Origin of the sequence: Salmonella sp. 2018103 (assembly GCF_026247685.1) — a bacterium.
Lineage (GTDB): Bacteria > Pseudomonadota > Gammaproteobacteria > Enterobacterales > Enterobacteriaceae > Salmonella > Salmonella enterica.
The window spans coordinates 3457228-3472834 of the sequence record NZ_CP111029.1; the positions used below are offsets into that span (position 1 = coordinate 3457228).

The 15607-nt window shown below is 50.0% G+C and carries 15 protein-coding genes and 1 tRNA gene; 2 read left to right on the forward strand and 14 right to left on the reverse strand.

Annotation, left to right across the window (positions count from 1 at the left end; all coding sequences use genetic code 11):
- From OLG56_RS16815 to proB, 8 genes are all read right to left on the reverse strand, one after another.
- Nucleotides 1-1005, reverse strand: coding sequence for a P2 family phage major capsid protein (locus OLG56_RS16815; RefSeq protein WP_006762596.1), 1005 nt, complete (start codon nt 1003-1005; stop codon nt 1-3).
- A gap of 22 nt (nt 1006-1027) precedes the next feature.
- Entirely contained in the window at nt 1028-1900 is an 873-nt protein-coding gene (locus tag OLG56_RS16820; RefSeq protein WP_023209378.1) for a hypothetical protein, read from the reverse strand.
- A 36-nt stretch (nt 1901-1936) separates the two neighbouring features.
- Nucleotides 1937-2137 (reverse strand): helix-turn-helix transcriptional regulator, encoded by a 201-nt coding sequence (locus tag OLG56_RS16825; protein ID WP_000507057.1) that lies wholly within the window; start codon nt 2135-2137, stop codon nt 1937-1939.
- Between the two features lie 107 nt (nt 2138-2244).
- Nucleotides 2245-3033, reverse strand: a complete 789-nt coding sequence (locus OLG56_RS16830) for a hypothetical protein (protein ID WP_006762594.1) — start codon at nt 3031-3033, stop codon at nt 2245-2247.
- A 3-nt stretch (nt 3034-3036) separates the two neighbouring features.
- Complete coding sequence (locus OLG56_RS16835; RefSeq protein WP_006762593.1) at nt 3037-4218, reverse strand: tyrosine-type recombinase/integrase; 1182 nt, start codon at nt 4216-4218, stop codon at nt 3037-3039.
- Nucleotides 4219-4382: 164 nt separating this feature from the next.
- Nucleotides 4383-4458 (reverse strand) — tRNA-Thr (locus OLG56_RS16840).
- 115 nt (nt 4459-4573) lie between these two features.
- Nucleotides 4574-5824 (reverse strand): glutamate-5-semialdehyde dehydrogenase, encoded by a 1251-nt coding sequence (gene proA, locus OLG56_RS16845; protein WP_000893218.1) that lies wholly within the window; start codon nt 5822-5824, stop codon nt 4574-4576.
- 11 nt (nt 5825-5835) lie between these two features.
- A complete protein-coding gene (gene proB / locus OLG56_RS16850) occupies nt 5836-6939 on the reverse strand; it encodes a glutamate 5-kinase (RefSeq protein WP_001285275.1) in 1104 nt (367 codons plus the stop codon).
- A gap of 282 nt (nt 6940-7221) precedes the next feature.
- Here proB and phoE point away from each other — a divergent pair, with 282 nt between their 5' ends.
- The gene (phoE, locus tag OLG56_RS16855) at nt 7222-8274 is read left to right on the forward strand and encodes a phosphoporin PhoE (RefSeq protein WP_001043667.1); all 1053 of its coding nucleotides are present in this window, start codon (nt 7222-7224) and stop codon (nt 8272-8274) included.
- A gap of 50 nt (nt 8275-8324) precedes the next feature.
- Here phoE and crl read toward each other — a convergent pair whose 3' ends face one another.
- From crl to gpt, 3 genes are all read right to left on the reverse strand, one after another.
- Complete coding sequence (gene crl, locus OLG56_RS16860) at nt 8325-8726, reverse strand: sigma factor-binding protein Crl (protein WP_000174693.1); 402 nt, start codon at nt 8724-8726, stop codon at nt 8325-8327.
- A gap of 57 nt (nt 8727-8783) precedes the next feature.
- Entirely contained in the window at nt 8784-10028 is a 1245-nt protein-coding gene (gene frsA / locus OLG56_RS16865) for an esterase FrsA (RefSeq protein WP_079778760.1), read from the reverse strand.
- A gap of 88 nt (nt 10029-10116) precedes the next feature.
- On the reverse strand, nt 10117-10575 hold the full coding sequence (gpt, locus tag OLG56_RS16870; protein ID WP_001292018.1) for a xanthine phosphoribosyltransferase: 459 nt from the start codon (nt 10573-10575) through the stop codon (nt 10117-10119).
- 248 nt (nt 10576-10823) lie between these two features.
- On the opposite strand from gpt, the gene pepD reads away from it, so the two are divergent.
- Nucleotides 10824-12281: a cytosol nonspecific dipeptidase gene (gene pepD, locus OLG56_RS16875; protein WP_001292977.1), complete on the forward strand. Its 1458-nt coding sequence runs from the start codon at nt 10824-10826 to the stop codon at nt 12279-12281.
- Nucleotides 12282-12435: 154 nt separating this feature from the next.
- Here the strand turns inward: pepD and prfH are convergent, their stop codons facing one another.
- From prfH to dinB, 3 genes are all read right to left on the reverse strand, one after another.
- Complete coding sequence (prfH, locus tag OLG56_RS16880) at nt 12436-13050, reverse strand: peptide chain release factor H (RefSeq protein ID WP_000602087.1); 615 nt, start codon at nt 13048-13050, stop codon at nt 12436-12438.
- On the reverse strand, nt 13047-14186 hold the full coding sequence (locus OLG56_RS16885; protein WP_079900548.1) for an RNA ligase RtcB family protein: 1140 nt from the start codon (nt 14184-14186) through the stop codon (nt 13047-13049). The genes prfH and OLG56_RS16885 overlap by 4 nt, the downstream gene beginning before the upstream one ends.
- Before the next feature lie 218 nt (nt 14187-14404).
- The gene (dinB, locus tag OLG56_RS16890; RefSeq protein ID WP_001226198.1) at nt 14405-15460 is read right to left on the reverse strand and encodes a DNA polymerase IV; all 1056 of its coding nucleotides are present in this window, start codon (nt 15458-15460) and stop codon (nt 14405-14407) included.
- Between the last annotated feature and the right edge of the window lie 147 nt (nt 15461-15607).

The following is a 15607-nucleotide window of genomic DNA, read 5'->3' on the forward strand; positions in this document are numbered from 1 at the left end:
TCAATCCGCAAACGTCAGGGCGCTCTCATCGACAGCCGCGTACAGTTCAGGTTCACCGAGTGCATAGCCTTCATTGCGCAGGTAGGAATGCACGTATTCGCTGTTTTCATCATCAAACTCAGCACGAAACCAGCGTGTTATCGCCTGGGTGTAAATATGCAGATTATCCAGCGTTGTTACTGCCAGACGCTTACCCGGCATAAACGGGGGAATAAACGCAAAGCGGCCAGCAACAGAACTTGTAGCCATCTGTGCAGCATTCACATCAGCCGGGCGGTCTGCGGCATTAAATAACTTCAGGCGTTGATGTGCTGCCAGCTCTGCCCCAACCAGTACAACCAGACGGGGATCTTCATGAAACTGCTCAGCAATAAGCTCTGTAATCAGATGGTTGGCCAGCGCATCAATATTTTTCCAGGTGCCAGACTCTCCCAAAGTGACAGGCTCAGAGATGATTTGCTTCCCGTTCCCGTAGGCTTTCGCCAGTGCATGCCAGCCAATATTGACATCCTCTCCTTTTTTATTGATTTCCGGGTTTGTAGTATTTGCAATCGACACACCATTGAAACCGACCCGCAGCATGTCCAGCGCATATGCCTGGGCAAAAAAGCTCTCAACCGTTTTCTCAAACTCATCCGGCACGCCGGTATGGTAAATATGAGACATATCGGAATAGCTGATCCGGGCGCAGGTATCCGTCTCTGTCAGAAAGAACTCCGTACCATTGACTGCCATTTTTTTGTGGAAACGGCCACCATCCACACGTCCGGTATGCAGTTCACTGGCACCAATATTGACGGCATTACCTGACACGGCGTTAACATCACGTAGCGTGATATTTTTAATAAGCCACCCGGATTCCAGAATTGAGGTACGCAGTATATTTTCAGTGGGTTCGCTTAATGCAAAGCGTCTTTTTGATTCCTCCTGATAGTTAGTGCCAATAACGAATTTATTATGATAACGACGTGCTGCGTCCGGCCTTTCAGTTTTGAAGGCATACATAGTTTCTCACCTTTTTTAGTATTTAAGAAAAGATTTTATTTTTGTACTCAGTAACCCGATTGTATTTCATTACATGCTCAACATAATCCCGGTCACTTACGACTGAACGTAATACATAATTATCTGCTCGATAGTACTCCCTGTAAGCCATAGTTCTTGCCATTCCACCGTTATTTAATACATAACGATCAGTTGGAACGCTACAACGGCTAATAATTTCATTCACAGAATCAGACAAAGATTTGAGTGCATCTGTAATAAATTTAATATCACGAACAACGTCACCGTCATTAAACACAGAAATAAAATCAGCAGGGATCTGGCCGGATTGAGGAAATATGCTCAGTAAACGCTTCTCAACTCCCTTACCAATGTAGTTAACTTCATCGGCCAGTACGCCCGGTAAAAGCTTGATTGTGCTCAGTCGGCTATGTTGCTCATTCAGCCGGGAAACAGCCAGATGGTAACACCGTTCAGCATCCGCTCGTTCAGCATGCCCCGTTTTATTCGTTTTGGCTTCAGCAATGCTACTGACGCCGTTTTTTGAGAATGTGCTTTTCCATGCAACTTCCGCATTTGTCACTTCACGCTGCCGGAAAGATAACTTTTCCTCTTCCTGACGACACAACTGGGCATAACGGGTCAGGAGTAGGTTGATCTCATTCGCCACAGCTTCCGTATCAGGTACTGTTAACCCCGTAAGTGAATACAGCTTTTCACCTTTAGTGCGCAGCTTATTCAGTGAAAATATTTCAATAATACGCACAATACAGGCCGTGTCGCTATGAGTCTCTTTAAACGGGCTTACTTTATAGTTCCCTAACACGGAAACATATTCATTCTTAATTGGAAGGGATATGTATTGATTCCCCGCCGGTTGTAGACGGTAATTCATATAAACTCCTCATAAATACGTCTAACACTAATGTTTTTACTCTGAAGAATGACTATCACGCCAAGCATAGTAGTCACCAGCACGCCATCGAGACATACGACCTAACTTGATTGGTTTAGGAAAACGTCCCAAAGAAATCAGTTTATAAATCCATTTATCAGTAAACAGACAATCAGATGTAATGAATTTCATATCAATGAGCGAGTCAGCAGATGGACGATTATCAGTAAACCCCATAATGAGTTCCTCTCTATGTATCAATCTATATCAACGAAGAGGATTAAAACATCGTTCAAAAACATAAAAAAGGCGAGTAAGAAAAATTTCCTTACTCGCCAAAATCGTTAATTTTTTGTAAATGAGGGTTTCTTGAATATAGATGATATTAGTTTGCTAATAATTTGGTGTGATAGCGGAGGCTCTTTTTTATCAGGCCAAAATTCCTCAGCCCGACTAAAGATAAGGTCAGCAAGGGCTGCTGCATTTTCCTTTCGGTATGCCATGTCCTCTTTATAAAGATATAATGCTACACTTAGAATCTCATTTCTCTTGGTAGCATGTCTTTCTTGCTGTGCAATTGATAACGATTTATATTTATCATTAGAAACATCATCATTTAATATTAGATGCAATTTCTTTACATCTTCCCGTTCCAGGTACGCATCTCCCTCATATCCAAATCCATCATCATTTTTCCAGTCAATTTGAATATATTTGACCATTTCAGAATAGGTGGCACCAGCAGGAGACAACAATGATGGGTACTCCGGGAACTGCCCCTCATAAAAAACGAAATCACTTTTAACTTTTGGTGGCATTTGGAAATAGCCTTTTGTACTCGCCAGCACCAGTTTTTTATCTTTTTTAACTTCATTAATCTTAATCAAACTAAACTCAGATATATAACTAAAACCATCTTTGTCCTTTTTCAAAGAGTTTATATTCTGAATAAAAGAGTCCACATCTCTTACTTTATGCTTTGAAAAAGACCATCGCCCACACATTCTTAGAGACAATGGAATGTCTTTTTCATCCGCAATATAAATAACATCTTGCTCATCGCAGCCCAATATTTTAGCGGTCTCACTAATGCTATAATGAGTTCGATGAAGCTTGAGAGTATTATTTGCCATTACTCAAGACTCCGTTCCACCAATAAAATCACTGTACCATTGCATCATTTCCCGACGCCCCTCAAGATACTGAGCATGATTGTATATCCCCCGAATAGCATTTTTATCCAAATGTGCAAGCTGGGTTTCAATCCATGCGCTATTGAAGCCTTTTTCATGCAAAATAGTGCTCATTGTGTGTCTGAAGCCATGGCCAGTAACACGGCCAGCATATCCAATACGCTTAAAGACCTGATTAATACTGGCCTCACTCATGCACTTACTTGGATCGTTACGCCCAGGAAACATCAAAGGATAGTTTCCAGTCAGTTCTTTCAAGGTTTCAAGATGGACTAATGCTTGATTTGAAAGCGGCACAATATGAGCACGTCGCATTTTCATACGTTCTTTGGGAATCTCCCACACCGCATTATCAAAATCCACCTCACGCCACTCACCTGCTCTTAGCTCTCCTGTTCTTAGACCCGTCAGGATAAGTAAATGTGCCCCCAGCAATACAATTGGGCTTCCTGAATAAGCGTTAAGGGCAGTAAAGAACTCCGGCAGCTCGTTGGCTTTGAGGAATGGATAGTGGACTGCTTCATGTCCTTGCATCGCACTGGCAAGATCCGGTGCCGGATTGTAGATTGCTCTACCCGTTACGATGGCATAGCGGAAAACTTCCCCGCATCGCTGACGGACTTTCTTCGCTTTCTCCATAGCGCCTCGTGCTTCTATCAACCTCAGAACTTCAAGCAGTTCAAGGGGCTGAATATCGGCTATAGGTCTGTGTCCAATATGCGGGAAAATGTCTTTCTCAAACGCCTCAATGATGTCTGAAGCATAGCCCTCAGACCATTTGGGAGATTTCATTTTGTGCCACTCTAACGCCACTTCTCTGAATGGGTTAAGTGTCTCGATCGCTGCGTTTAAAGCATGCTTCTTTGCTTTTTTCACTTCGCCAGGATCTTCACCAGCGACGAGTAGTTTCTTTGCGTCTTCGCGTTTTTGTCTGGCATCGGCGAGGGTGACTGTTGGATAGACACCAAAGGACAAGCGCTTCTCTTTACCAGCAAAACGGTACTTCATACGCCAGTAACGCGAGCCATTAGGTTCAACCTGAAGGTACAGGCCACCTCCATCAGATAGCTTATAGCTCTTCTCTTTTCCTTTAGCGGCTTCAACCTTGCGGGCATTCAGCATCATTGGGGGCACATTTCCTAGACCGAACAGAACATGCCCCCGATTGTGCCCCCAATTGTATGTTGATTTCAAGAGATAGGGGTTGACGTCAAATGACGAAGAATCGCGTGATATCTATGTTTTTAAAGGGTTTTGTTGATTTGAGATGACTTGGAAATACTAAGGGATGGTGCCGATAATAGGAGTCGAACCTACGACCTTCGCATTACGAATGCGCTGCTCTACCAACTGAGCTATATCGGCCCTGAGAAGGGTGTGTTCACGCGGGTGAATCACGGGATAGAAGGTTAAAACTAACCGGGCGGTGCGTCAATAGCCTTGCTACTCAACCGGCTATTTTTGCACCGCTCGACATTAATTACGCACGAATCGTACCATCGCCAAAGCCGATCCACTTATAGGTGGTAAGCGCTTCAAGCCCCATCGGACCGCGGGCATGTAATTTCTGCGTGCTGACCGCCACTTCTGCGCCAAGCCCAAACTGCCCGCCATCGGTAAAACGGGTAGAGGCGTTGACATAAACCGCAGCGGAATCCACTTCGTTCACGAAACGCGCAGCATTATGCATATCACTCGTCAAAATCGCATCGGAGTGCTGAGTACCATGTTCGCGAATGTGGGCGATAGCGCCATCCATATTTTCGACCACCACAACGTTCAGATCCAGAGACAGAAACTCGTTATCCAGCTCTTCCGGTTTCAGCGGCACCAGTTTGGCAGGGCCATGCAGTGCCTGCATGACGGTTTCATCCCCATGCAACGTTACGCCGCTCTCCGCCATCTGCTTGCTCAGCACAGGCAAAAAGCGTTCTGCGATGTCCTGATGCACCAGCAAGGTTTCCACCGTGTTACAGGTGCTCGGGCGCTGGGTTTTGGCGTTGACGATAATCTTCAGCGCCGGGGCGATGTCTGCGCTGCTATCAACAAAAATATGGCACACGCCAATCCCGCCGGTAATCACTGGGATTGTGGATTGCTCGCGGCACAGTTTATGCAAGCCTGCGCCGCCGCGCGGGATCAGCATATCGATGTACTTATCCATACGCAGCATTTCATTGACCAGCGAACGATCCGGATTATCAATCGCCTGAACCGCTGCCTCCGGTAAACCGCAAGCTTTCAGCGCCTTCTGAATGACACGAACGGTTGCGGCATTCGTGCGATGCGTCTCTTTCCCACCGCGTAGAATCACCGCATTACCGGTTTTCAGACACAAAGAAGCCACATCAACGGTAACGTTCGGACGCGCCTCATAGATAACGCCAACCACGCCCAACGGCACGCGGCGGCGCTCCAGACGCAGGCCGCTGTCCAGCAGACCGCCGTCGATCACCTGCCCGACCGGGTCGGCGAGATTACAGACCTGGCGCACATCGTCAGCAATCGCTTTCAGACGCGCAGGGGTCAGCGCCAGGCGGTCCAGCATCGCTTCGCTCAGGCCGTTGGCTCGCGCCTGCTCAACATCTTGTACGTTCGCGCTGAGGATACTTTCCATTTGCGCTTCCAGTTCATCGGCTATTTTTTCCAGCACGCGATTTTTTTCGCAGCTGGAGAGCAGCGCCAGCTTATACGACGCCGCTTTAGCAGCAATGCCCATTTGTTCCAGCATATGCCTGTTCCTTATCGAGTAATCATGTCATCACGATGAACAGCGACCGGGCCATATTCATAGCCCAGAATCGCATCGATTTGTTGAGAGTGGTGGCCGGCTATCCGCCGCAGAGCATCACTGTTATAACGGCTGACGCCATGAGCGATATCACGCCCTTGCAGGTTACAAATTCTGATGACCTCCCCCCGCGAGAAATTGCCCGTCACGCTTTTGATGCCTTTTGGCAGAAGTGAACTGCCACGTTCCAGCATTGCCGCGGTTGCGCCTTCATCAACCGTAATTTCGCCTGCCGGCGGCGCGCCGAAGATCCAACGTTTGCGGTTCTCCAGCGGCGAGGCTTGCGCATGAAAACGGGTGCCGACGGAAATCCCCTCCATCACATCGCCGATCACGCCCGGTTTACTGCCTGAGGCAATAATCGTATCAATACCCGCGCGACAGGCCACGTCTGCCGCCTGAAGCTTAGTGCTCATACCACCGGTCCCCAGTCCGGAAACGCTGTCTCCCGCGATAGAGCGCAGCGCATCGTCAACGCCATACACATCTTTGATAAGCTCCGCCTGCGGATTGCTACGCGGATCGGCGGTAAATAATCCTTGCTGATCGGTCAGCAGCAGCAGTTTATCCGCGCCTGCCAGGATCGCCGCCAGCGCGGAAAGGTTATCGTTATCGCCCACTTTAATTTCCGCTGTCGCAACGGCATCATTTTCATTGATAACCGGCACAATATGGTTATCCAGTAATGCACGCAGCGTATCGCGGGCGTTCAGAAAGCGCTCTCTGTCTTCCATATCCGCACGCGTCAACAGCATCTGCCCGATATGGATACCGTAAATTGAAAACAACTGCTCCCACAGTTGAATCAGGCGGCTTTGCCCTACCGCCGCCAGAAGCTGTTTAGAGGCGATCGTTGCCGGCAGTTCCGGGTAGCCGAGATGTTCACGTCCGGCGGCAATCGCGCCAGAGGTAACAATAACAATACGATGTCCCGCGGCGTGTAGCTGCGCGCACTGGCGGACAAGTTCTACGATATGGGCACGGTTCAGGCGGCGCGATCCGCCTGTTAGCACGCTGGTGCCGAGTTTTACGACCAGCGTCTGGCTGTCACTCATGATTCTCTGCCGTTCAAAATAAGAAATAAAGACCAAATGAACGTTTTAGCAGGACTGGCTCCGGTTGCCAACAACCTGTACGCGTAGCGTGAAATTTTGTTGCGCAGGATCAGCAAGCGTAGCGGCAGAATTTGACCATTTTATTACCGCAACAATTAAACATATTTTTTTAAAAAAATTCTCACTTTGTCATAAATCTTTCATTACCGAACGTTAAAAACCTTCCTGTTTTTTACCGGGTCTCCCGACAAATCATAGCGCGTAATTAAAACAGGAATGGAAATGAATAAGAGCACTCTGGCAATAGTGGTGAGTATCATCGCATCAGCATCTGTTCACGCCGCCGAGGTTTACAATAAAAACGGTAATAAGCTTGATGTGTATGGAAAAGTTAAAGCCATGCACTATATGAGCGATTATGACAGCAAAGATGGCGATCAAAGCTACGTTCGTTTTGGTTTTAAAGGCGAAACGCAAATTAACGATCAATTGACCGGCTACGGGCGCTGGGAAGCTGAGTTTGCCGGTAATAAAGCCGAAAGTGATTCGTCCCAGCAAAAAACCCGCCTGGCCTTTGCTGGTCTGAAATTAAAAGATATCGGTTCTTTTGACTATGGACGTAACCTGGGCGCGCTGTACGATGTTGAGGCCTGGACGGATATGTTTCCCGAATTCGGCGGCGACTCTTCCGCCCAGACCGATAATTTTATGACTAAACGCGCCAGCGGGCTGGCGACTTACCGCAATACCGATTTCTTCGGCATCGTTGATGGACTGGATCTTACCTTACAGTATCAGGGGAAAAACGAAGATCGCGATGTGAAAAAGCAAAACGGCGACGGCTTCGGCACATCCGTGAGCTATGATTTCGGCGGCAGCGATTTTGCCGTCAGCGGCGCTTATACTCTCTCCGATCGCACCAGGGAGCAAAATCTGCAGCGCCGCGGTACGGGCGATAAAGCCGAAGCCTGGGCTACGGGTGTAAAATATGACGCGAATGATATTTATATTGCGACCTTCTATTCAGAAACCCGCAACATGACGCCAGTTTCCGGCGGATTTGCCAATAAAACCCAAAATTTCGAAGCGGTTATCCAGTATCAGTTTGATTTTGGTCTGCGTCCGTCATTAGGCTATGTGCTGTCAAAAGGCAAAGATATTGAGGGCGTCGGCAGTGAGGATTTGGTGAATTACATTGACGTTGGCGCAACCTATTACTTCAACAAAAATATGTCCGCGTTTGTAGATTACAAAATCAATCAGCTTGATAGCGATAACACGTTAGGCATTAATGACGATGATATTGTGGCAATAGGGTTGACCTACCAGTTCTGATAAGTCGCATTGTGCCTGATGGCGCTACGCCATCAGGCATGGCAGCAGGGTTATGCCGACAGTTTTACCGGCTCGTCGTTGAAATCGTCAGACGGCTCCAGCGCCAGCTCCATAGAAATCAGCAGGTCGCGTAGCTTTTCATGAAACTCGCGTAGCGTGTATTCCAGTCGCTCCACCACTTCGGTTTCGTTAATCGGCACTGCGGTCCAGTTGCCCTCTTTATCAAACAAACCAAACTGATAACGATAAGTGAAGCGTTTCTCTTGTGCTTCCAGCTCCATCCACCAGCCCCAAAATTCACGCTTCTCTGGCGCGGGCTTCACGTTGACGCAAACTGCCAGGCAATCGAAAAAAAAACGATTGTCTTCGCACTGCCCTTCCCGGATATAGGGGCCAAGCGCGGTAAATTTCTTGATCAATCTACTTTTCGGGTGTCCACTCGGTAACGTCATTGCGATCTCCTTTAATGAAGCAACTGTTTTACCAAATCAATAGAATTTATCAATCTATTAACACAATCTATGATTAATCCAGTCGGTAATTTCTTGCAGCGCGTGGTCAAAATTGCGGTACACCGGGTTAAAAGGGATCTCTATCAGCTTACCGTCTGAAGATGATGTTGTAATTAAGCGAGACTCTTCTTCCGGGCTGAAAGGATCGTTTTTCCAGAAGCCGGAAAGCATTGGCGTAGGACAACGTCTGCCCAGTAGCCCCTGTACTTTCAACGAATAGCGATTGAGCTCCACACGTAGCGCCTCATCCGAAGCATCATGCATACCCAGACGGCTGGCCAGAACATCCAGATACATCTCCGGCACCGTGCTCTGTCGTTGCGGATCGCTAAGTAGCGCATGGACCACCGGCCCCAGGCAAGCCACCGCTTTCAAACGCGGCGCTTCCAGATAGGCCAGACGCACCGCAACGTTGGCGCCAAAACGGAAACCAAACGCCGCAACACGGGTATGATCCACCCAGGGGACATTAGGAAGCGCTTTTAACACATGCTGGTGGAGCAAGCTGGAATCCTGGGTTAATTTCCACTTTGATGAAAATCCAACCGAAGGCATATCAAGCGTTAACATCGCGATACCGCGCGGCGCGAAATAGCGTTCATACAGGGTGTAATAGTCGGTTTGCATGGCGTCCAGGCCGCCGCACATGAGCACCGTCGGAAACGGACCATCCCCTTTCGGCATATGTAAAAACGCGGTGACAGGCGAACCGCTAGGAACGGCAAATTCCATTTCACGTAACGAGCCGGGCAACCGCTGCGCGGCCTCTTCATAGGCGCGATTCGCCAGCGCCTGCGCCTGCTCCGCCAGCTCATCGCCCTTCAAATGTGGGTAGGCGGCAATGTTATAGAGCGTTGAGGCATGAAGCCAGTAGCGTCCACTGCGCATGGCGTCCTGTTCCTGACAGGCTTTCTGCTGCCAGTCCATCGCCTGCTTTGCCCACTCATAAATCCAGTTGCCGCCGCGGTAACCGATGACCGTATCGTATAAATCATCATCCGTTCGCTCTGCGTCGCTCATCACAATGCGCGCCTGCACATCAAGGATTTCTCGTGGGTCAACGCCGCGCCAAATCCACATCAGGCGGTTTATCATGCGATACCAGTGCGGGACGTTCTTACCGTCCAGCGCGGATTGCATGGGCGGCTGCGACCCACGATTGAACCGACGGACAAGGGTAGACGTTTCAGTATGTTTAAAGCGGGGTTTGAACAGGGTTTCGCTGAGGTTAGCCTGTGTCATTCGTGCAGCCTCCTTGGATACTCATAGAGGCTTATTGTAACCAATAAAACAGCGCCCGGCATTGCCGGGCGCTCTGAAAAACTGCTGATTAACGACCTGAAATCGGCGGTACAAATACCACACCCATATCCCAGGGCTGCTCAATCCAGGTGTTCTGAGGAATATCAATAACATAATCATCAACCAGCGGACGGCCCGCCGGTTTAGCGAAAATCGTGACGAAATGCGCTTTAGGGTACATTTCGCGAATCGCGACGGCGGTGCCGCCGGTATCGACCAGATCGTCGATGACGATAAAGCCTTCGCCGTCGCCTTCTGCACGTTTCAGCACTTTCAGTTCGCGCTGGTTATCGTGATCGTAGCTGGAGATGCATACGGTATCGACATGACGAATGCCCAATTCACGCGCCAGTAGTGCGCCCGGTACAAGGCCGCCACGACTTACGGCAATAATGCCTTTCCATTGTTCTGAAGGCATGAGGCGGCTCGCCAGTTTGCGTGCGTGAATCTGCAACATGTCCCAGGTGACGACGTATTTTTCGCTCATGTGAAGTGTCCCAGCCTGTTTATCTACGGCTTAAAAAGTGTTCGAGGGGGAAATAGTTGCGCGAGATTATAGAGACCTGACGCGCTAAAAACCAGTGTTTAGCGGAATCCACGCCTCTTTTTGTATGCTTTATACTACCCGCAGGCGGAGAAAGTGGTATTCTCAGTCGCATCTCGTAAGAGTTATCAATTCCGCTAACCCTGTGGCCTGTAAGAACGTTTTTCAGACCACCGCCAAGGAGACTTATCGTGTCTGAACTGTCTCAGTTATCACCACAACCTTTGTGGGATATTTTTGCCAAAATCTGTTCTATTCCTCACCCGTCCTATCACGAAGAGCAACTCGCGGAACATATTGTGAGTTGGGCCAAAGAGAAAGGCCTTTACGTGGATCGCGACCAGGTCGGTAATATTCTGATCCGTAAGCCCGCCACTGCAGGTATGGAAAATCGCAAGCCGGTCGTTTTACAGGCGCATCTGGATATGGTGCCGCAAAAAAATAGCGACACCGTTCACGACTTCACTACAGATCCTATCCAGCCTTATATTGATGGCGAATGGGTTAAAGCGCGCGGTACTACGCTCGGCGCCGACAATGGTATTGGAATGGCTTCTGCGTTAGCGGTACTGGCTGATGATAATGTCGTCCACGGCCCGCTGGAAGTGCTGCTGACCATGACCGAAGAAGCCGGCATGGATGGCGCGTTCGGCCTCCAGTCCGGCTGGTTGCAGGCCGACATCCTGATCAACACCGACTCTGAAGAAGAGGGTGAGATCTATATGGGCTGCGCAGGCGGCATCGATTTTACCTCTAATCTGCCGTTGACCCGTGAAGCTGTACCCGCAGGATTTGCATGCTTTAAGCTAACCCTGAAAGGCCTGAAAGGCGGCCACTCCGGTGGTGAAATTCACCTCGGCCTTGGCAATGCCAACAAATTGCTGGCGCGTTTTCTGGCCGGGCACGCAGAAGAGCTGGATCTGCGTCTGATCGATTTCAACGGCGGTACGCTGCGTAACGCGATTCCGCGCGAAGCGTTCGCTACCCTCGCCGTTGCCGCAGACAACGTAGGCGCTCTGAAAACATTAGTGAACGCTTACCAGGATATTCTGAAAAACGAACTGGCGGAAAAAGAGAAAAACCTGACGCTGCAACTCAATGAGGTTGCCAGTGATAAAGCCGCATTGACCGCGCCGTCACGCGATACCTTTGTGCGCCTGCTGAACGCAACGCCGAACGGCGTGATCCGCAATTCAGACGTGGCGAAAGGCGTAGTGGAAACATCGCTGAACGTTGGCGTGGTCACAATGTCTGATGCGAATGTCGAAATTCACTGCCTGATTCGCTCTCTTATCGACAGCGGTAAAGATTATGTGGTGAGTATGCTGGATTCGCTGGGCAAGCTGGCTGGCGCGAAAACCGAAGCAAAAGGCAGCTATCCTGGCTGGCAGCCCGATGCGAACTCGCCGGTCATGCACCTGGTGCGGGAAACCTACCAGCGTCTGTTCAACAAGACACCGAACATCCAGATTATCCACGCCGGCCTGGAATGCGGTCTGTTTAAGAAACCCTATCCGGATATGGATATGGTCTCTATTGGACCTACCATTACCGGACCTCACTCTCCGGATGAGCAGGTACATATCGAAAGCGTCGGCCACTACTGGACTCTGCTGACCGAATTGCTGAAAGCGATTCCTGCGAAGTAAGAAAGCGCTAAAATGCCCGTCTCATTTCTGGACGGGCTATCAATATGGAATATCGGGTATCCATTGCCAGATAAGCTCTCCTGGATGCGCTGAATAGCGCTGCGGCTACACGCGAATAGCCAGACAGCCCGATAACAGCGCTGGTAGCACCGAATTATTGTGGCGTAAACGCCATTCCTTTAAATATCCGCAGCGGATTGCCGCGCTCAATCTGATGATGGAACAGACGCCTTTCAGACTTCAACGCCGCACACTCATTTTGCCGTTGCTGTTCCAGCCGCCAGGCAATCAGCAGCCGGGCCAGACGCTTATTCGCATGTTGACTGCGCTCCGACTGAACCTTCACGCTAATCCCGCTCACCAGGTGCGTGGCCCGCACTGCCGAGTCGGTTTTATTAACGTGCTGCCCACCCGGGCCGGAAGAGCGCAGAGTCTCGAAACGAATCTCATCAGACTGTATGTGTTCGTCGGCGGAAAAGCGCCCAATGCCGACGTACCAGTTTTTTCGCCCATGGTGCGGGCGATACGGGCTGGTACAAATCCACAGTAACGTGCCGCACCAACGTTCACTGAAAGCCATAGCTTTTTCGCCGTCCAGCGAGACCAGCGCGGAACGCAGCGTGTCTGGTAATCGTCCCGGCTCCGTTTCAAGTCGCGTCAACGATACCTTTTCTCTGGCGGCTTCTTTCGTCAGACAATCCAGCGCTTTTTTTACCGCCAGACAACACTCGTCCGGTCCCTGTGCGGAAGAAAGTTGCAGTAAGATCATGCGCTTTTCTCCCCTGAGGTTTTCAGCGTCAGCACCGGACGCAGGCAGGCAACTGGCGTAATCAGTCCGGCGTCTGCCAGACAATCCACAACGCTATCGATGGATTTATACGCCTGCGGCGCTTCTTCATAAATGAGCTGGCGATCGCGGCAAATCACCCGGCTACCCATCCCGGTACGGCAGAGCTGTCGTGGGGTAAATTTTGCCGATAACCGGTCTTTACACTCGGTACGCATCCATTTGCGCCCCGCGCCATGCGCCAGGGAGAAGAGGCTCTCCTCGCTGACGACGGGTTTCACCAGCCAGCTATAATCGCCGCGCGAGCCGGGGATAATCACCAGTCCCTGCCCATCTGGCGTAGCGCCTTTACGATGCAGCCACCCCGCCTCACCCGCGACAGTACAGGGTTCAACGAAGTTATGCGCCACATCCAGCCGCGGTTCGCCCTCAGCCTTGAGCTGTTGCAGTATCCGGCGGGCAATCAGCGCGCGATTACTGCGGGCAAATGCCAGCGCATCGTCATGTTCTGCAAGGTAGCGGCGCGCATCGTCGCTATCTTCCGGCAAACCGTTATGCGAAAACGCCTCCACATGACGACGCAGGATAGCTTGCCCCAGACCGCGTGAACCACTGTGTACCAGCAGTAATAACTGCGCTTTTTGCAACCCCGACAAAGCGAACGAATCAGCATCGACGATGCGATCGACCTGCTGCAGCTCGGCAAAATGATTGCCGCCGCCAATGGAACCCAGCGCAGAGCGCCACGAATGATGCTGCATTGCGGCGGGGACATTCTCCTCCAGCCACTGCGCGTCCGCCACGTCAGTCAGCGACGCCAGCCGCTTCTCCAGTTTATCGGCGTTATATTTACGCCCTAAAATATCCGTTTGCCATAACGCCATGCCGCAGCCGATATCGTTGCCGACCAGCGCCGGATAAAAACGTCCACGCGAGAAAAAGGCTGCGCCAATAGGGTAACCGCGCCCCGGATGCAGATCTGGCATCCCGATAACGCGTCTCATACCGGTTAACTTAGCCGTCGTATATAATTGTTGGATCGCGGAATCTTCGATCCACAGGTTATCTGATGCGATAGAAAATACCACATCTGATAAAGGACGAATATAATTGCCCATATACCATTCCATATATGAATTAAAAAATCAGGAAATGGCAGACTAATCCAGAGCAATAAGAGAAAATTAATCCTGGAAATGTCTGCAAAGTGCGTTCAGAGAATAAAGTGTCATGATGAACCTCCTTTGCAGTTATTGAGAATGAGAAAACGCGGGTATAGTAATACTGAAATTTAGATGGCGCAATCGTAATAGTGATAAAATCTTAATGGCCTGACTTATAACCCTAACACCAACTGTCGTTCCAATTGAGGGTCGAGCAGCGTTACGTGTAGCCCCACCAACCGTACGCCGCGCTCGCCGCGACGCTCGTCCCAGGTTTTACGGGCGGTGGTAATTAAGTCTTCTTTATTTAATTGCGGCCAGACATGTTCCTGAGTGGTTTGCTGAAAATCATTAAATTTTAATTTAACGCCCTGTCGGGCAATCAGTAAATCGGGCTTCACTATAGCCAGACGACGCTCCAGCTCCGGATATAAATGCTCAATAATGGCCTCGCAGTCCGACCATTCATGAATATCCTCCGCCAGAGTACGCTCAACGCCTACCGATTTACGCAGCCTTTCGCTGTTAACATCACGCTCGTCAATACCCTGACTACGCTCCCATAATACCCGGCCAAATTTACCAAAGCGTTTGAGAAGCATCGCCAGATCGCACTGTTGAATATCCCCGCAGGTTCTTAACCCCATATTTTCCAGTTTGGCGGCGGAAACTTTCCCCACGCCTGGAATTTTGGCTAACGGCAACGTTTTAAGAAAGTCGGGTACATCGGCTGGCGTAATAACATATTGCCCGTTCGGTTTATTGAGATCGGAGGCGATCTTCGCCAGAAATTTCACTGGCGCAACGCCGGCAGAGGCGGTGAGTTGCAGTTCATTGAAAATAGTCTGACGAATCTCCCTGGCGATCAGAGTCGCCGATCCATAACAGTGCGGGCTGTCAGTCACATCCAGCCAGGCTTCATCCAGCGAGAGCGGTTCAATCAGTGAAGTGTAGCGGGAAAAGATGTCACGTACATGCCGCGAAGCCTCTTTATAGGCGTCAAAGCGGCCAGGCAGTAAGGTGAGATGGGGGCACAGCTTTAGCGCCATGGCAGTCGGCATCGCGCTGCGTACGCCAAACTGGCGCGCAGGATAGTTGGCGGTACTGATAACGCCTCTTCGCTCACGACTCCCGCCAATGGCAATGGGAATATCGCGTAACGCCGGATTATCACGCATCTCTACCGCGGCAAAAAAACAGTCCATATCAACATGTATGATTTTGCGCATCGCTCGCCCCCACAATACTGTTTAAGTGTACAGTATGTTTTATTGCGCGCAAAGATACATTCGCGTTAAAAATGCGACATATTCGAAGGTATGACGACGAAAGCGGCGGGAAAATTGTAAACGTACACACGGGGACTTGCGAAAAAC